The organism is Halomonas sp. BM-2019 (genome assembly GCF_017584085.1).
Genome location: NZ_CP071922.1, coordinates 2,188,717 through 2,202,714 on the forward strand (window position 1 = coordinate 2,188,717; position 13,998 = coordinate 2,202,714).

17 protein-coding genes and 1 pseudogene are annotated in these 13,998 nt (G+C 69.3%); 8 read left to right on the forward strand and 10 right to left on the reverse strand.

Features of this window, described 5'->3' with window-relative positions:
- Positions 1–794, reverse strand: a 794-nt coding sequence (locus J5F18_RS10850; protein WP_346298662.1) for an MFS transporter, incomplete at its 3' end; no start/stop codon positions are given.
- Between the two features lie 235 nt (positions 795–1,029).
- Here J5F18_RS10850 and J5F18_RS10855 point away from each other — a divergent pair.
- The 4 genes from J5F18_RS10855 (at position 1,030) to J5F18_RS10870 (ending at position 3,363) form a co-directional block, all read left to right on the forward strand.
- Positions 1,030–1,215 (forward strand): hypothetical protein, encoded by a 186-nt coding sequence (locus tag J5F18_RS10855; RefSeq protein ID WP_346298663.1) that lies wholly within the window; start codon positions 1,030–1,032, stop codon positions 1,213–1,215.
- Between the two features lie 227 nt (positions 1,216–1,442).
- On the forward strand, positions 1,443–1,706 hold the full coding sequence (locus J5F18_RS10860) for a hypothetical protein (RefSeq protein WP_346298664.1): 264 nt from the start codon (positions 1,443–1,445) through the stop codon (positions 1,704–1,706).
- 189 nt (positions 1,707–1,895) lie between these two features.
- Positions 1,896–2,252 (forward strand): RidA family protein, encoded by a 357-nt coding sequence (locus tag J5F18_RS10865; RefSeq protein WP_346298665.1) that lies wholly within the window; start codon positions 1,896–1,898, stop codon positions 2,250–2,252.
- Between the two features lie 106 nt (positions 2,253–2,358).
- Entirely contained in the window at positions 2,359–3,363 is a 1,005-nt protein-coding gene (locus tag J5F18_RS10870) for a DUF4105 domain-containing protein (protein ID WP_346298666.1), read from the forward strand.
- Positions 3,364–3,674: 311 nt separating this feature from the next.
- Here J5F18_RS10870 and J5F18_RS10875 read toward each other — a convergent pair whose 3' ends face one another.
- Positions 3,675–4,415, reverse strand: coding sequence for an RNA methyltransferase (locus J5F18_RS10875; protein WP_346298667.1), 741 nt, complete (start codon positions 4,413–4,415; stop codon positions 3,675–3,677).
- Positions 4,416–4,569: 154 nt separating this feature from the next.
- On the opposite strand from J5F18_RS10875, the gene J5F18_RS10880 reads away from it, so the two are divergent.
- The gene (locus tag J5F18_RS10880; RefSeq protein WP_346298668.1) at positions 4,570–6,756 is read left to right on the forward strand and encodes an NAD(P)-binding domain-containing protein; all 2,187 of its coding nucleotides are present in this window, start codon (positions 4,570–4,572) and stop codon (positions 6,754–6,756) included.
- Between the two features lie 99 nt (positions 6,757–6,855).
- Here J5F18_RS10880 and groL read toward each other — a convergent pair whose 3' ends face one another.
- From groL to J5F18_RS10900, 4 genes are all read right to left on the reverse strand, one after another.
- Complete coding sequence (gene groL / locus J5F18_RS10885; RefSeq protein WP_346298669.1) at positions 6,856–8,499, reverse strand: chaperonin GroEL; 1,644 nt, start codon at positions 8,497–8,499, stop codon at positions 6,856–6,858.
- Between the two features lie 77 nt (positions 8,500–8,576).
- Positions 8,577–8,870: a co-chaperone GroES gene (locus J5F18_RS10890; RefSeq protein ID WP_010628243.1), complete on the reverse strand. Its 294-nt coding sequence runs from the start codon at positions 8,868–8,870 to the stop codon at positions 8,577–8,579.
- 234 nt (positions 8,871–9,104) lie between these two features.
- Positions 9,105–9,563: an FxsA family protein gene (locus J5F18_RS10895; protein ID WP_346298670.1), complete on the reverse strand. Its 459-nt coding sequence runs from the start codon at positions 9,561–9,563 to the stop codon at positions 9,105–9,107.
- A gap of 48 nt (positions 9,564–9,611) precedes the next feature.
- Positions 9,612–9,884, reverse strand: a complete 273-nt coding sequence (locus tag J5F18_RS10900) for a ComEA family DNA-binding protein (RefSeq protein ID WP_346298671.1) — start codon at positions 9,882–9,884, stop codon at positions 9,612–9,614.
- Positions 9,885–10,160: 276 nt separating this feature from the next.
- Here J5F18_RS10900 and pyrF point away from each other — a divergent pair, with 276 nt between their 5' ends.
- A complete protein-coding gene (pyrF, locus tag J5F18_RS10905) occupies positions 10,161–10,862 on the forward strand; it encodes an orotidine-5'-phosphate decarboxylase (protein ID WP_346298672.1) in 702 nt (233 codons plus the stop codon).
- A gap of 40 nt (positions 10,863–10,902) precedes the next feature.
- Here the strand turns inward: pyrF and lapB are convergent, their stop codons facing one another.
- Genes lapB through J5F18_RS10920 form a run of 3 tightly spaced genes read right to left on the reverse strand, consistent with a single transcriptional unit; the run spans position 10,903 to position 12,750 of the window.
- Positions 10,903–12,084, reverse strand: coding sequence for a lipopolysaccharide assembly protein LapB (gene lapB / locus J5F18_RS10910; protein ID WP_346298673.1), 1,182 nt, complete (start codon positions 12,082–12,084; stop codon positions 10,903–10,905).
- A 1-nt stretch (position 12,085) separates the two neighbouring features.
- Positions 12,086–12,391 carry a LapA family protein gene (locus J5F18_RS10915; protein WP_346298674.1) on the reverse strand — a complete coding sequence of 102 codons (306 nt, stop codon included), beginning with the start codon at positions 12,389–12,391 and terminating at the stop codon, positions 12,086–12,088.
- Between the two features lie 47 nt (positions 12,392–12,438).
- A complete protein-coding gene (locus tag J5F18_RS10920) occupies positions 12,439–12,750 on the reverse strand; it encodes an integration host factor subunit beta (protein ID WP_346302215.1) in 312 nt (103 codons plus the stop codon).
- 185 nt (positions 12,751–12,935) lie between these two features.
- On the opposite strand from J5F18_RS10920, the gene J5F18_RS10925 reads away from it, so the two are divergent.
- Positions 12,936–13,229 carry a succinate dehydrogenase assembly factor 2 gene (locus J5F18_RS10925; protein ID WP_346298675.1) on the forward strand — a complete coding sequence of 98 codons (294 nt, stop codon included), beginning with the start codon at positions 12,936–12,938 and terminating at the stop codon, positions 13,227–13,229.
- Complete coding sequence (locus J5F18_RS10930; protein WP_346298676.1) at positions 13,210–13,593, forward strand: hypothetical protein; 384 nt, start codon at positions 13,210–13,212, stop codon at positions 13,591–13,593. Before J5F18_RS10925 ends, J5F18_RS10930 begins: the two co-directional genes overlap by 20 nt.
- A 13-nt stretch (positions 13,594–13,606) precedes the next feature.
- On the opposite strand, the pseudogene J5F18_RS10935 reads toward J5F18_RS10930, so the two are convergent.
- A pseudogene (locus J5F18_RS10935) lies at positions 13,607–13,998 on the reverse strand (L-aspartate oxidase); the annotation flags it as partial.

The following is a 13,998-nucleotide window of genomic DNA, read 5'->3' on the forward strand; positions in this document are numbered from 1 at the left end:
ACGTAGGTGCCGAAGATGTTGAAGAGCCCCACCAGGGCCAGCACGGTGGTGCCGACCTGGACCGACAGGCCGTGGTCGAAGAGGTAGCCGGGCAGGTGCACGCCGATGAACACCACCTGGAAGCCGCAGACGAAGAAGCCCAGGCAGAGCAGCCAGAAGCCGCGGTGGCCGGCGGCCTCGTCCAGGGCCTCGCGCAGCGAGAGGTCGCCGCCGGTGCTGGGGATCGGGCGATCCCGCAGCCAGGCGCCGAGCGGCAGCATCAGGGCGGCGATGGCGCCCATCACCAGCAGCGCCCCCGACCAGCCCAGCCACTCCAGTAGCCCCAGGGTGCCGGGCAGCATGGCGAACTGGCCGAAGGAGCCGGCGGCGCTGACGATGCCCATGGCCATGCTGCGCTTCTCCGGCGCCACGGCGCGCCCCACGGCGCCGAGCACCACCGAGAAGGTGGTGCCGGAGAGGCCGAGGCCGATCAGTACCCCGGCGGAGAGCGTCATGCCCAGCGCCGACTCCGAGAGCCCCATGCACACCAGGCCGAGGGCATAGAGGGCGCCGCCTCCGGCGATGGTGCGGGCGGCACCGAAGCGGTCGGCCACGGCGCCGGCGAAGGGCTGGGAGAGGCCCCAGAGCAGGTTCTGCACGGCCAGGGCGAAGGCGAAGACGCCGCGTCCCCAGCCGAGTTCGCTGCTCATCGGCTCCAGGAAGAGGCCAAAGCCGTGGCGCAGTCCCATGGCCAGGGTGACGACCAGGCTGCCCAGCACGATCAGCAGCAGCGAGTGGCGACGCACGCTCTCCATCGGGGGTCCCGTTTGCAGACTAATGAACGGCCACTATGCGCGCGATGTCGCCGACTGGCTACTGTCTCCACGCAGCGACAGGTGTGTCGCCGGTGCGCCACATGGGAGGGGAGCGCAGGCTTGGCTAGAATGGGCGGTGATGATGTTCGCCTAAATCCTAAAACATGTTCGTCTACTAGATTTTCGCCTACTAGATTCTCGCCTACTAGATTCTCGCCTACTACAAGGAGGTCCCATGTCTCGGCACCTGTGGTTTCCCCTCATGCTGGTGGCGGCCAGCCTGGTCATGGCCGGCTGCAGCTATACCCCGGCCCGTATCCAGTCCGAGCCGCTGATCGTCATCGACGACGACCGTGGCGGTCCGCCAGCCCGCCGAGAGGGCTTCTGCCCGCCCGGTCAGGCCAAGAAGGGCCGCTGCTGAGGCGCGCTGTGACCGCCCCGGCGAGCGCTTGCACGCTCTTTCCTCGCTTCCCTCTGGCGCCCCTCGCCGGGTAAGGCGAAGATAATGAACAGTGTTCGAGCTCCGCGGGCCCGCCAGAGGCCCTGTCATCGGGTATGGCAGAACCATTGCCAACGGGTATGGCAGAACGAAGCCGGACCGGGAACGAAGGGAGCCCGTCAACCTGCTTGCCTTGTTGAGGTATTCCCATGAGGACACCCGCACGCCTACTGATGCTCGCCGTGGTGGCGTCGACCCTGACCCTGGCCGGCTGCAGCTATACCCCGGCGCGGGTGGAGTCGCGCCCGCTGCTCGAGGTCGACGGCTACAGCGGCCACCGCCACTATCGCGGCGATGATCGACGCTATCGGGATCGCGATCGCCACCGTCGTGTGGAGCGCCACTACTACCATGACGAGCGCCGCGGTCGCGGCTTCTGCCCGCCCGGGCTGAGGATGCAGGGCCGCTGCTGAGCGCCGCGCCGTTCCTGCCACCTGGCGGCCCGCCAGCCGAGGAACGGCCCCCGGCGCGTGCGTGCCTCGACACCGAGGCGCTCGCCCGGCCCGCTCGCGGGCGCTACCCTGTCTGTTGCCCGGCGCCTGCGCTGCCGGGGAGGCCGACACTGTTCCGGGCCCTGCCCGATGAAATTAAGAGGGAGCGACATGAGCGTTAGCTATCACGACAGCAACACCCGCATGAGCCAGGCCACCGTTCACAACGGTACCGTCTACCTGGCCGGCCAGGTGCCGGACGACGCCAGCGCCGACATGCGCGGCCAGACCGAGCAGGTGCTGGCCAAGATCGACCGTCTGCTGGCCGCCGCCGGTACCTCCCGGGAGCATCTTCTTGCCGCCCAGATCTGGATCACCAGCATGGCCGAGTTCGACCAGATGAACGCCGCCTGGGACGCCTGGGTGGTGCCGGATCGCCCGCCGGTACGCGCCGCCATCGAGGCGAAGCTGGCCAAGCCCGAATGGCGGGTCGAGATCATGGTGACCGCGGCCCTGCCGGACGCCTGATTGCCTCGCCGCGACGGCGCCCGCCGCCGTACCCCGGGTCAAGCGTTGAGGGCGACCCGGGGTGGCCATGCTAGCCTCGCGGCATGGTCCCGCGGAGCCCACCCCGATGCTGCTGTTCCTCGACCTCCTCCTGCGCCTGGTGATGGCGCTGTGCACCCTCTGGGGCGCCCTGGCGCTGGGGTATCGCCTGCCGCTTGCGCGCCCGGGCCGTGCCTTGGCGGTGGCCGGCTGGCTGCTGCTGGGCGGCATCTGGCTGTGGCTCTTCAGTCGCGGGGCGCGGGTGGCCCCGCTGGTGGGCCTGGCGGTACAGATGCTGGCGCTGCTGGCCTGGTGGCGTCGCCTGAGGCCGGCGGCGGATCTCGACTGGGCCGAGGACGTGGCGCACCTGGCCACGGGGGAGGTCGAGGGGCAGCGCCTGACCCTCCACCATGTCCGGAACTTCGACTGGCAGACCCGGGACCGGGCACGGGTCCGCTGGGAGCGGCGGGCGTACGATCTGGGCGCCCTCGCCAGCGTGGATCTGTTCGTCTCCGGCTGGGGGCGACCCGGTATCGCCCATGTCCTGATCTCCTTCGGCTTCCTCGACCCCGAGTCCAGCGCGCATGACTTCGTGGCCTTCTCGGTCGAGGTGCGCCGCGAGCGCCACGAGACCTTCTCGGAGATCGGCGGCTTCTTCAAGCAGTACGAGCTGGCGATCATCGCCGCCGATGAGCGGGATGCCATTCGCCTGCGCAGCAACGTGCGGGGCGAAAGGGTAACCCTCTTTCGGGTGCTGCTCGCGGCGGCCGACCGGCGCGATCTGCTGCTGGCGATGGTGGAGGAGGCCAACCGCCTCGAGGCGGCGCCGCGCTTCTACCACACCATCACCGCCAACTGCACGACATTGATCTTCGGCATGATGCGCCAGATCATCGAGGGGCTGCCGCTGGACCATCGCCTGCTGCTCTCCGGCCTGCTGCCGGGCTATGTCCACGACCACGGCGGCCTCGTCGGAGGGGTCTCCCTGGGCGAGCTCAAGCGGCTCGGTGACATCACCGCGCGGGCGCGCCTGGCCCATGAGGCCCCCGACTTCTCGCGACGCATCCGCGAAGGGGTGCCGGGCTGGTTGTGAGGGCGCCGCCAACAAGTGCGCCACGGCAGTCGCCGTGGCGCAAGGCGGTGTCCTCCCTGGGCATCCTCCCGATGCCTGGCCGGCCCCGGGGCCGGCCGTCCCGCGGGTGCTCCCTGCACCGCGCCTCCCTGGCGGCGAGCGGCAGTGTCCCTTGCCGTGACTGGCCTGACGCCATCCTCGCCGCACCTCATGACAGCCCGATCACCGTTGCATGACATCCCGGTGTCGGAGCGCCCCAGGGGCGAGATCGGCCTGGCCGGACGTCGGCACCTGCCGACCAGCACGGCGCCCGCAAGGGCCACCGTGTGGGTTTACCGCTTGCCCTCCGGCAGATGGCGTTCCAGCGAGGCGAGCAGGCCGCGCAGCAGCGAGAGCTCCTTGCGACTGGGCTCGGCCCGGGCGAACAGCGCCTGCAGCTGGGCCTCGGTCTGGGCGTGGGGCTGGGTGAGAAAACCGCTGTGGCGCATCACCCGCGCCAGGTGGTCATGGAAGTGGCCGAGCTGTTCGCGGCTGGGCGCCCGCTCCTGCTCGGGGCGCAGCGGATGGTAGCCGCTCTCCGGGCGATGTCGCCACGCCTTGAAGAGCTCGTAGCCCAGCACCTGGACCGCCTGGGCGAGGTTGAGGATGCCGTACTCGGGGTTGGCCGGGATGCTCACCTGATGGCTGCACAGACGGATCTCGTCGTTGGTGAGCCCGAAGCGCTCGCGCCCGAACACCAGCGCCACCGGGTCCGCGGCGGCGTGCTCCACCAGCGCCCGTGCCATGGTGTCGGGCTCATCAAAGTGGGGCAGGGGCAGGCTACGCAGCCGGGCGCTGGCCCCCACCACCTGCACGCAGTCGCCGACCGCCTCCTCCAGCGTCGCCACCACCCGGGCCCGCTCGACCAGGTCCTCGGCGCCGGCGGCCAGCCGCGTGGCGTCGGGATCGGGGAAGCGGCGCGGGTTGACCAGCACCAGGTCGGTGAGGCCCATGGTCTTCATGGCCCGCGCCGAGGCGCCGATATTGCCGGGATGGAAGGTCTGGACGAGGACGATGCGGATGTTGGGTAGCATGAGGTCGAGGCGGCAGCTGGATGGGTAGGGTGCGACGCACCAGGCGGCCATAGTCTACCGCGCCATCCCGCCCGGGGCTGCGTCTCTTTGCGCTTGCCGCCCGGACGAAGCGGGCCAACACTAAGAGTGACTGCCCAGCCGGCCACTTTCCCCGATGAACGACTTCATCTCCCTGCAGCCCCTGGCGGCGCCCCTCGATGGCGACGGCCTGAGGCGGCTGGCGATTCACGCCTGCCTGTCGCTCCATCGGGTGCGCTGGCGGCGCTGCTACCTGGCGCTGGATGGCGAGCGCATGCTGTGCTGGTATCAGGCCCCGGACGCCGAGTCCGTGCGCCTGGTGCTGCGCCAGCTGAGAGCGAGCGACGCCCCGCTCTGGCCGGTGCGGGTGGCGGGCGGGCTGGGAGACGAGGGGCTCGATGATACCGGAGCGCGCGTCCTGGTGGAGCTGGCCCTGGACGACGCGGAGGCTCCGGCGGTTCCGCTGGCCGTCCTGACTCGGGTCCTGGCCGGGAGCGGTGCGAGGATCAGCCGAAGCTTCCTGATTCGCGACCCTGGCCGGCTGCTGTGCCTGGTGGCGGGAGGCGAGCCGGATGAGCTGTCACGCAGCCTCGACGCCGCCGGCGTGCGGCCCCGCACCCTCTGGGGCTGTATCGAGCACGATCCGGAACCGGGCGCGCCCTTCGCCGCCCAGATGGCCCGTGGCTCCGCTCCCTCCTCACCGCCGTCGCGGCAGCGGCGACTCGCCCTGACCGCGGCGCTTCCTGACCTGGATGCGATCATCATTGGCGCGGGCCTCTCGGGAATCTGTGCCCTGGAACGATTCCGGCGCATGGGCCTTGCCGCTCGGGTCTACGAGAGCGGCAGCGAGGTGGGGGGCGTCTGGTACTGGAACCGCTACCCGGGGGCGCGGGTGGATTCGGAGATCCATACCTATGCCTTTGCCTTCTCCGACGCCCTGGTGCGGGACTGGGCGTGGCAGGAGCTCTTTGCGCCCCAGCCCGAGATCGCCCGCTATCTGAGCCATGTGGTGGAGCGCTTTGACCTGCGTCGGCACATCCGATTCGACACCCGGGTGCTGGCCGCCGCCTACGACGACCGACGGGCACTGTGGAGGGTCGAGACCGACAAGGGTGACGTCGCTACCGCCCGTTTCCTGATCGGCGCGGCGGGGACCCTGTCGATGCCGCTGCTGCCCGAGATCCCTGGGATGGACGACTTTCGGGGCGCGAGCTTTCATACCGCACGCTGGCCGCAAGGCGTGACCCTCGCCGGCAAGCGAGTCGGGGTGATCGGCACGGGCGCCTCCGGGGTGCAGGTGATCCAAACCATCGCCCCCGAGGTGGCCCAACTGAGCGTGTTTCAGCGCACCCCCACCTACTGCATTCCCCAGCGCAACCGGCCGCTGAGCGCATCCGATCGCGCGGCCATTCGACGCGACTGGCCCCGGATCCTGGCGACCTGCCGGACCTCCTTCGGTGGCTTCCTCCACACCTTCGATCCCCGGTCCGGGCTGGCGGTCTCCCCGGCCGAGCGGGAGGCCAAGTTCGAGGCGCTCTGGCAGCAGGCGGGCTTCGCCTTCTGGTTCAGCAACTTCGCCGACCTGATGATGAACTTCGAGGTCAACGAGCACGCCTGTGACTTCCTGCGCCGCAAGATCCGGGGGCGCGTCCATGACCCCGAGACGGCCCGGCGACTGCTGCCCGATCACCCCTTCGGCACCAAGCGCGTACCCCTGGAGAACGGCTATTACGAAACCTACGATCGCGCCAATGTCACCCTGGTGGACCTGCGGGAGACGCCGATCGAGCGGATCTCCCCGGCCGGCATTCGCACCTCGCGGGGGGAGCACGCCCTGGACATCATTGTCTACGCGACCGGCTTCGACGCCGGTGGAGGTGCCTTCAGCCGGATCGACATCCGCGGCCTGAACGGCCTGTCGCTGGCCGAGAAGTGGCGAGCGGGTCCACAGACCTTCCTGGGCTTGCTGGTCGGCGGCTTTCCCAATCTGCTGATCGTCAATGGGCCGCACAACGCCGCGGCGCTTTGCAATGCCGGACGCTGCATCGAGCAGAACGTCGACTGGATCGCCCGCTGCATTTCGCGAATGCGCCGCCGGGGAGAACGGTGCGTGACAGCGACGGCGGAGGCTGAACAGGCCTGGACGCAGCACGTCCATGACGTGGCCGAGGCGTCGGTGCTGGCGACGATGAAAGACTCCTGGTACTTCGGGGCGCCGGGCAGGCCGCGGATAGCCACCATCTACGCCGCCGGGGCAGGTGAATACCGCAAGCACTGTGAGGCGGTGGCGAGCGCCGGGTACGCGGGGCTGGCATTTGGCTGACACCCGCCGCGGTAGCTTCAACGAAAAACCCCGCCGGCTCTCGCCGGCGGGGTCTGTCTCAGGCGTTGCTTGGAACAGCGCCTGGGGCAGGGGGCGTGATCACATCATGCCGCCCATGCCACCCATGCCGCCCATGCCACCCATGTCCGGAGCGGCGTCCTTCTCGTCCGGATCGTCGGCGATCATGGCCTCGGTGGTGATCATCAGGCCAGCGACGGAGCCGGCGGACTGCAGCGCGGTGCGGGTCACCTTGGCCGGGTCCAGCACGCCCATCTCGAACAGGTCACCGAACTCGCCGGTCTGGGCGTTGTAGCCGAAGTTACCTTCGCCTGCCTTCACCTCGTTGAGGATGACCGAGGCTTCCTGGCCGGCGTTGGCGACGATCTGGCGCAGCGGGGACTCCATGGCGCGCAGGGCGATGGCGATGCCATGGGTCTGGTCCTCGTTGTCGCCCTTCAGGTCCTTGATCTTGGTCAGCACGCGCACCAGGGCAGTACCGCCGCCGGGCACCACGCCTTCCTCGACCGCGGCGCGGGTGGAGTGCAGGGCGTCCTCGACGCGGGCCTTCTTCTCCTTCATCTCGACCTCGGTGGCGGCACCGACGCGGATGACGGCCACGCCGCCGGCCAGCTTGGCCACGCGCTCCTGGAGCTTCTCGCGATCGTAGTCGGAGGAGGTCTCCTCGATCTGGGCGCGGATCTGGTTGACGCGGGCCTCGATGTCGCCCTCGTCACCGGCGCCGTCGATGATGGTGGTGTTCTCCTTGGACATGGTCACGCGCTTGGCGGTGCCCAGGTGGTCCAGGGTCGCCTGCTCCAGGGTCAGACCCACTTCCTCGGAGATCACGGTGCCGTTGGTCAGGATGGCGATGTCCTGCAGCATGGCCTTGCGACGATCACCGAAGCCCGGCGCCTTGGCGGCGGCGACCTTGACGATGCCGCGCATGGTGTTGACCACCAGGGTGGCCAGGGCCTCGCCCTCGATGTCCTCGGCGATGATCGCCAGCGGCTTGCCCGCCTTGGCGACGGCTTCCAGCACCGGCAGCAGCTCGCGGATGTTGGAGATCTTCTTGTCGACCAGCAGGAGGTAGGGGTCTTCCAGCTCGACCGCCATGGTGTCCTGGTTGGTCACGAAGTAGGGGGAGAGGTAGCCGCGATCGAACTGCATGCCTTCCACGACTTCCAGCTCGTCCTCGAAGCCGCGGCCCTCGTCGACGGTGATGACGCCTTCCTTGCCGACCTTCTCCATGGCGTCGGCGATGATCTCACCGATGCGCTTGTCGCCGTTGGCGGAGATGGTGCCGACCTGGGCGATCGCCTTGGAGTCGGTGCAGGGCACGGCCAGGGCCTCGATCTCCTTGACCGCGGCGACCACGGCCTGGTCGATACCGCGCTTGAGGTCCATGGGATTCATGCCGGCGATGACGCCCTTGAGGCCCTCGTTGACGATGGACTGGGCCAGCACGGTGGCGGTGGTGGTGCCGTCACCGGCGACGTCGGAGGTCTTGGAGGCGACTTCCTTGACCATCTGGGCGCCCATGTTCTCGAACTTGTCCTTCAGCTCGATCTCCTTGGCCACGGAGACGCCGTCCTTGGTGACGGTCGGCGCGCCGAAGGACTTCTCGAGCACCACGTTGCGACCCTTGGGGCCCAGGGTGGTCTTCACGGCGTTGGCCAGGATGTCGACGCCACGGGCCATGCGCTTGCGGGCGTCGTCGGAGAACTTGACTTGTTTCGCTGCCATTTTCGGTGTCTTCCTATGAGTTCGTGATCGTCTGAGTGAAAGCGAGGTTCGCGGGGGGAGATCGGTCTGCCGCGCGATCAGCCCTCGACGACGGCCAGGATGTCGGACTCGCTCATGATCAGGACCTCTTCGCCGTCGATCTTCTGCTTTTCAACGCCGAAACCATCCTTGAAGATCACGGTGTCGCCGACCTTCACGTCCAGGGGACGGACGTCGCCGTTATCGAGAATCCGGCCGTTACCGACGGCGAGCACCTCGCCACGAGTCGGCTTTTCCTGGGCGTTGCCCGGAAGCACGATGCCGCCTGCGGTTTTCTGTTCTTCCTCAACGCGACGGATGACGACGCGATCGTGCAAGGGACGGATGTTCATTGCTCACGTTCTCCTGATGGTTCTCATGGCCGGTTCACGCCCGGCGGTTTCATCATTGCCTCGCAGGTCCGTCCGGCGAGGTGGAGGCGACAGACGCCTGCCATGTCAAAGGCGCGGCGTGCCGCGCCGAAGCCTGTTGCTGACCGATAAGTGGGGCTCGCCGAGGGGCTTTCAAGGGCCGTGATGAATTTTTTTTCCCTGCGCCTGCTGCCCCGATGAAGCGAGACCGGCGCCTCAGCGCCGGCCATCATCGCGGGAGATGAAATCGCCCTCCAGCGGTCCCTCCTGGCCCGGACGCGAGGCCGCCTCGCCGTCTCGACGGGCGCTCCCCTCGTCGCTCCGGGTCCAGTCGCCTGCGCCGGGGTGGGGCCTGCCCCCCTCGGTGTGGATATGGAAACCGTGGGTGCGGATGCCGAGCCAGGCCAGCAGCTTGCCCATCAGACGCCGGGCGTCGGGGATCAGGCACAGGAAGCCCAGGGCGTCGGAGATAAACCCAGGCGCCATCAGCAGGGCGCCGCCGAAGATCAGCGCCGCCCCGGTGAGCAGTTCACTGGAGGGTATTTCGCCGCGCTCCAGGCGCTCCCGAGCCCGGGCGAAGGTGGCGGCCCCTTCGCGGCGGATCAGGTGCAGGCCGATGACGCCGGTGGCCAGGACCAGCAGCAGGGTGGCAAGCAGGCCGATCTGGCTGCCCACCGAGAAGAGGGGAATGCCCGGCGGCCGCGCCTGTCGGGAGGGGGCGGGTCAGAAGGTGATCTGGTCGTTCAGGTTGGCCACCGTGGCGGCCCCGATCCCGCTGACCCGGGTCAGGTCCTCGGCGTCGTCGAACGGCCCGTTGGCCTCACGCTCCTCGATGATGGCGGCGGCCCGGGTCGTCCCGATGCCAGGCAGCTCCGCCAGCAGTTCCGCATCCGCGGTGTTGACGTTGATCGGCGCCACCTCCTGGGCCGCTGCGCCCAGCGGCGCCAGACCGAGCAGCAGTGTAACCAGTGCCGCGGCCATCGCATTCCGTGTCATGCCCTTCATGATCTATCCCTCGCGTGACTGTGATGTGGAGATCCCTGTCGCGGGATGGCGGCCCCTGGGGGCACCTCTCAGGCTAGCGGGCGCTTCCCCGGAGCGGTGTGCGTCCTTCTCTCCGGGTGCTGTCTGTCAAACCGTACGGGCGGGGGTGGGGAAAGTCGTCGCGGGGGGCATCCCGGCGCGCCATCACTCGTCGGCACCGACTGACGCGGGACGACGGCGGGGGCTGATATAATAGGGCCATCATTCCTCTTGCCTGGAGATCGGCTCGTGTCTACCGCTTCGCCCCTGATCATCGCACTCGACTATGCCTCCCTGGATGCGGCCCTGTGCATGGCCGATCGTCTGGATCCCGCGCGCTGCCGACTCAAGGTAGGCAAGGAGCTCTTCACGCGCAGCGGCCCCGACGTGGTCGAGGCGCTGCACGGCCGCGGCTTCGAGGTGTTCCTCGACCTCAAGTTCCATGACATCCCCAATACCGTGGCCGGTGCCGTGCAGGCGGCGGCCGAGCAGGGCGTATGGATGGTCAACGTGCATGCCGGAGGAGGGCGCCGCATGATGGAGGCGGCGCGGGAGCGCCTCGAGCAGCATGGCCTGGTCACCCACCTGATCGCGGTAACGGTGCTGACCAGCATGGAGGCCGGGGACCTGGCGGAAGTTGGCGTGGCGGCGTCACCCGCCGAGCAGGTGGAGCGCCTGGCGCTCCTGGCCCGCGACAGCGGCCTGGACGGGGTGGTTTGCTCGGCCCAGGAGTCGGCACGGCTGCGCGAGCTGTGCGGGAACGATTTCCTCAAGGTCACCCCGGGAATTCGCCCGAGCTTCGCCGTGGCCGGCGATCAGCGGCGCGTCATGACCCCGGCCGAGGCCAGGGCTGCGGGCAGCACCCACCTGGTCGTGGGGCGCCCGGTGACCCAGGCCGAGGAACCCATGGCGGCGCTGGCTGCCATCGAGGCCGAGCTGGCCGGCGCCTGACCGCGGTGCCGCGATGCCGCGGCACCGCGGCACCGCGGCGCTACTCGCCCTCGATACCGGTGATCGGCTTGGTGGTGCCCCAGCTGCGGCAGCGCGGGCACTGCCAGTGCAGCTGCTCGCCGGCGAAGCCGCAGCGGCGGCAGCGGTGGCGGGGCAGCGCCGCCAGCAGAGTGCGGGTGTGGCGCTGCAGCAGCTGGAGCCGTGCGAGGGGCTCGCCCTCGCTGTGCTGGCGGTAGAGGTCGATCAGGTAGTCCAGGGCGCCCAGGCTGGACTCGCGGTTGAGCTGCTCGCTGACCAGCTCGATCGCCGCCGGAATCCCGTCCCGATGGCGTACGGTCTCGGCCAGCAGGATGATCACGCTGGTATAGGGCGTGCGCTCGACCAGCTGCTGCAGGTGGTGGATCAGCCCCGCCTCGTCGTCGAGCAGGCGGTAGGCGGTGGCCAGCGGCTCCAGCAGGGTGGGGGTGAAGGCCGGGTCCTGCTCGGGAATGCGCGACAGTAGCCGGATCTCCTGGCGATAGTGGCCGGTGTCGTGTTCGAGGGCGGCCAGCAGCAGGTTGGTGCGGACGCAGCGCGGGTCGATGGACAGCGCCTGGCGCAGGTGCTTGCGGGCCAGCCCCGGGCTCGCCTCGAAGCGTTCCTGCTCCGCCAACTGGCAGAGCCAGTGGGCCGCGGCGCGGCGGATCTCCTCGCTCTGGCGAACCAGTTGGGGCTGGGCCACCTCCAGGGCGGCCTGCCATTCGCCCTCACGCTCGAAGAGGTCCACCAGCAGGCGCTTGGCCGACAGGCGCAGCTCGGCTTCCTGGCTGTCACGTATCAGACCCTGGAGCAGGCGCTCGGCGCGGTCCAGCAGGCCCAGCGCCAGGAAATCGCGGGCCAGCTCCAGCTGTACCCGGTCGCCCGGGCCGGCGGACAGGGTGGGGCGGGCCAGCAGGTTCTGGTGGATCTTCACCGCTCGGTCGGCCTCGCCGCGGGTGCGGAACAGGTTGCCCAGGGTGAGATGGGTGTCGATGGTCTCGCTGTTGACCTCCAGGGCGGCCACGAAGGTCTCGATGGCGCGGTCCTGTTGGTCGTTGAGCAGATAGTTGAGCCCCACGAAATAATCCCGCGCCAGATCGTTGGGCGGCGCGGGATCGTCGCGTTTCCTGCGTTCGCGGCGGCCGAGCCACCAGCCGATGGCGACCGCTGCCAACAACAGGGTCAGCAGCAGGGCGTCGGGCATTCTAGGGGAGTTCCTTCAGCTCCTGGACACGCAGGCGGTCGAGCTCCTTGCGCTGTTGCTGGTTGTGGCGCTGGGCGCGGGTCAGCAGGGTGCGCAGACGCAGGTAGACGCCACTCATGGCCAGCATGCCCAGCAGCACGCCAACGGCCAGGGAGGCGAGCAGCCAGACCGAGAGCGAGGCGGCGGGCAGCTCGATCCAGATCAGGTTGAGCGGAAGGGCCTGCTGGTTGTTGACGGCGAAGAGGATGCCGACCAGCAGGACGCCCAGCAGGATGATGGCCAGGATCAGGCCTTTGAGCCAACGCATGCGCTTGTGTCCCCTATGGATGGAAGATGGTGGTGGCCGGAGCGGCGTCAGTACCCCAGGGCGCGACTGGCGTCTACCTGTTCGCGCAGCTCCTTGCCGGGTTTGAAGTGTGGCACGAACTTGCCGTCAAGCGCGACCGGCTCGCCGGTCTTGGGATTGCGGCCGATGCGCGGCTCGCGGTAGTGCAGCGAGAAGCTGCCGAAGCCGCGGATCTCGACGCGGCCGCCCTCGGCCAGGGTGTCGGTGATGTCGTCGAGGATCAGGCGCACGGCGGCCTCGACCTCCTTGATCGACAGCTCCGGCTGTCGCATGGCGATCTGTTCGATCAACTCGGACTTGGTCATCGACGTTCTCCGTATGCGGTGCGCAACCGGAATCGGCCTGCCTGCGCTGTTGTTTCACCCAAGCATACTCGACAAATGTCGATAAAACAACGCACTACGACCATAGGCAGAGAGCGGGGCTGGGGTCGCCCCGGCGGCTGTCGTTGGCGGGGGGCTCGGGTATACTGAGGCCACATCCAACCGGACAGGCGAGGTCGACGTTGAACGAGCAAACACCCCCGGACGCGGCGCAGCGCAAACGGCTCTACTGGCACTCCCGTCGTGGCATGTGGGAGCTGGACCTGCTGCTGGTTCCCTTCCTCGAGCAGCGCTACGACGGCCTGGACGCGGCCGACCAGGCGGCCTTTCGTGACCTTCTCGACGAGGAGGACCAGGACCTGTTCGTGTGGCTGATGCGTCGCGAATGGCCCGAGGAGCCGCGCCGCCGGCGCATCGTGCAGCTGATCATCGAGCATGCCGAAAGCGCCGACAGCCTTGGGCATCGTCCCGTCTAGGCTCTCCCTCCTGCTGCATGGCCTGCTGGCCGCTCTCGTGGCCGGCCTGGTCCTCCTCTACGCCTCGGCCTGGCTGGGCGCCGTCGCCGCCGCGGCGATGCTGGGCGTGCTTCTCGACGCCGCCAGGCGGCGCCCCTGCGGCGAGCTGCGCGCGCTGCCCCGACCCGATGATGGGCTGCGCTGGGAGTGGCGCGACCGGCCGGGCCGTCCCTGGCGCAGCGTCTCCCTCGACTGCGACTACCTGGGACCCTGGCTGATCGGCCTGCGACTGGAGGGGCGGCGCCTGTGGCTGTGGCCCGACAGCAGCGATGCCGCCTCGCTGTGGCGGCTGCGTCGCCTGCTGGTTCAGCGCCGCGCGCGCTGAGCGAAGCCGCCCCTCAGGGCGCGGCAAGCTCGGCGAGATGAATCCGCGAAGGCTGCGGCCTGCCCGCACCGTGGCCGGGGCAGTCCGCGTTGTAGTGCAGGCCGCGGGACTCGCGGCGACGCCGAGCGCTGGCCACCGTGAGCCGGGCCAGGCGCAGCGCCTGCCAGAGGCTCGCCAGCTCTACCGTGGGGGCGCCATTCGCCACCCGGGGCGCGAGCTCACGCTGCAGCTCGGCCAACTCCTCCGCGGCGAGCGCCAGCCCCTCGTCGCGGCGCACGATGGCGACCCGGGCGCTCATGACGCGCCGCATCCGCTCGCGTATCTCGGCCAGGGTGTGCCGCTCCACGGGCTCCCGGCCCCCGGCATGGGGCCGCAGGGCGGCCGGGTCGGGGGCCTTATCGGCCC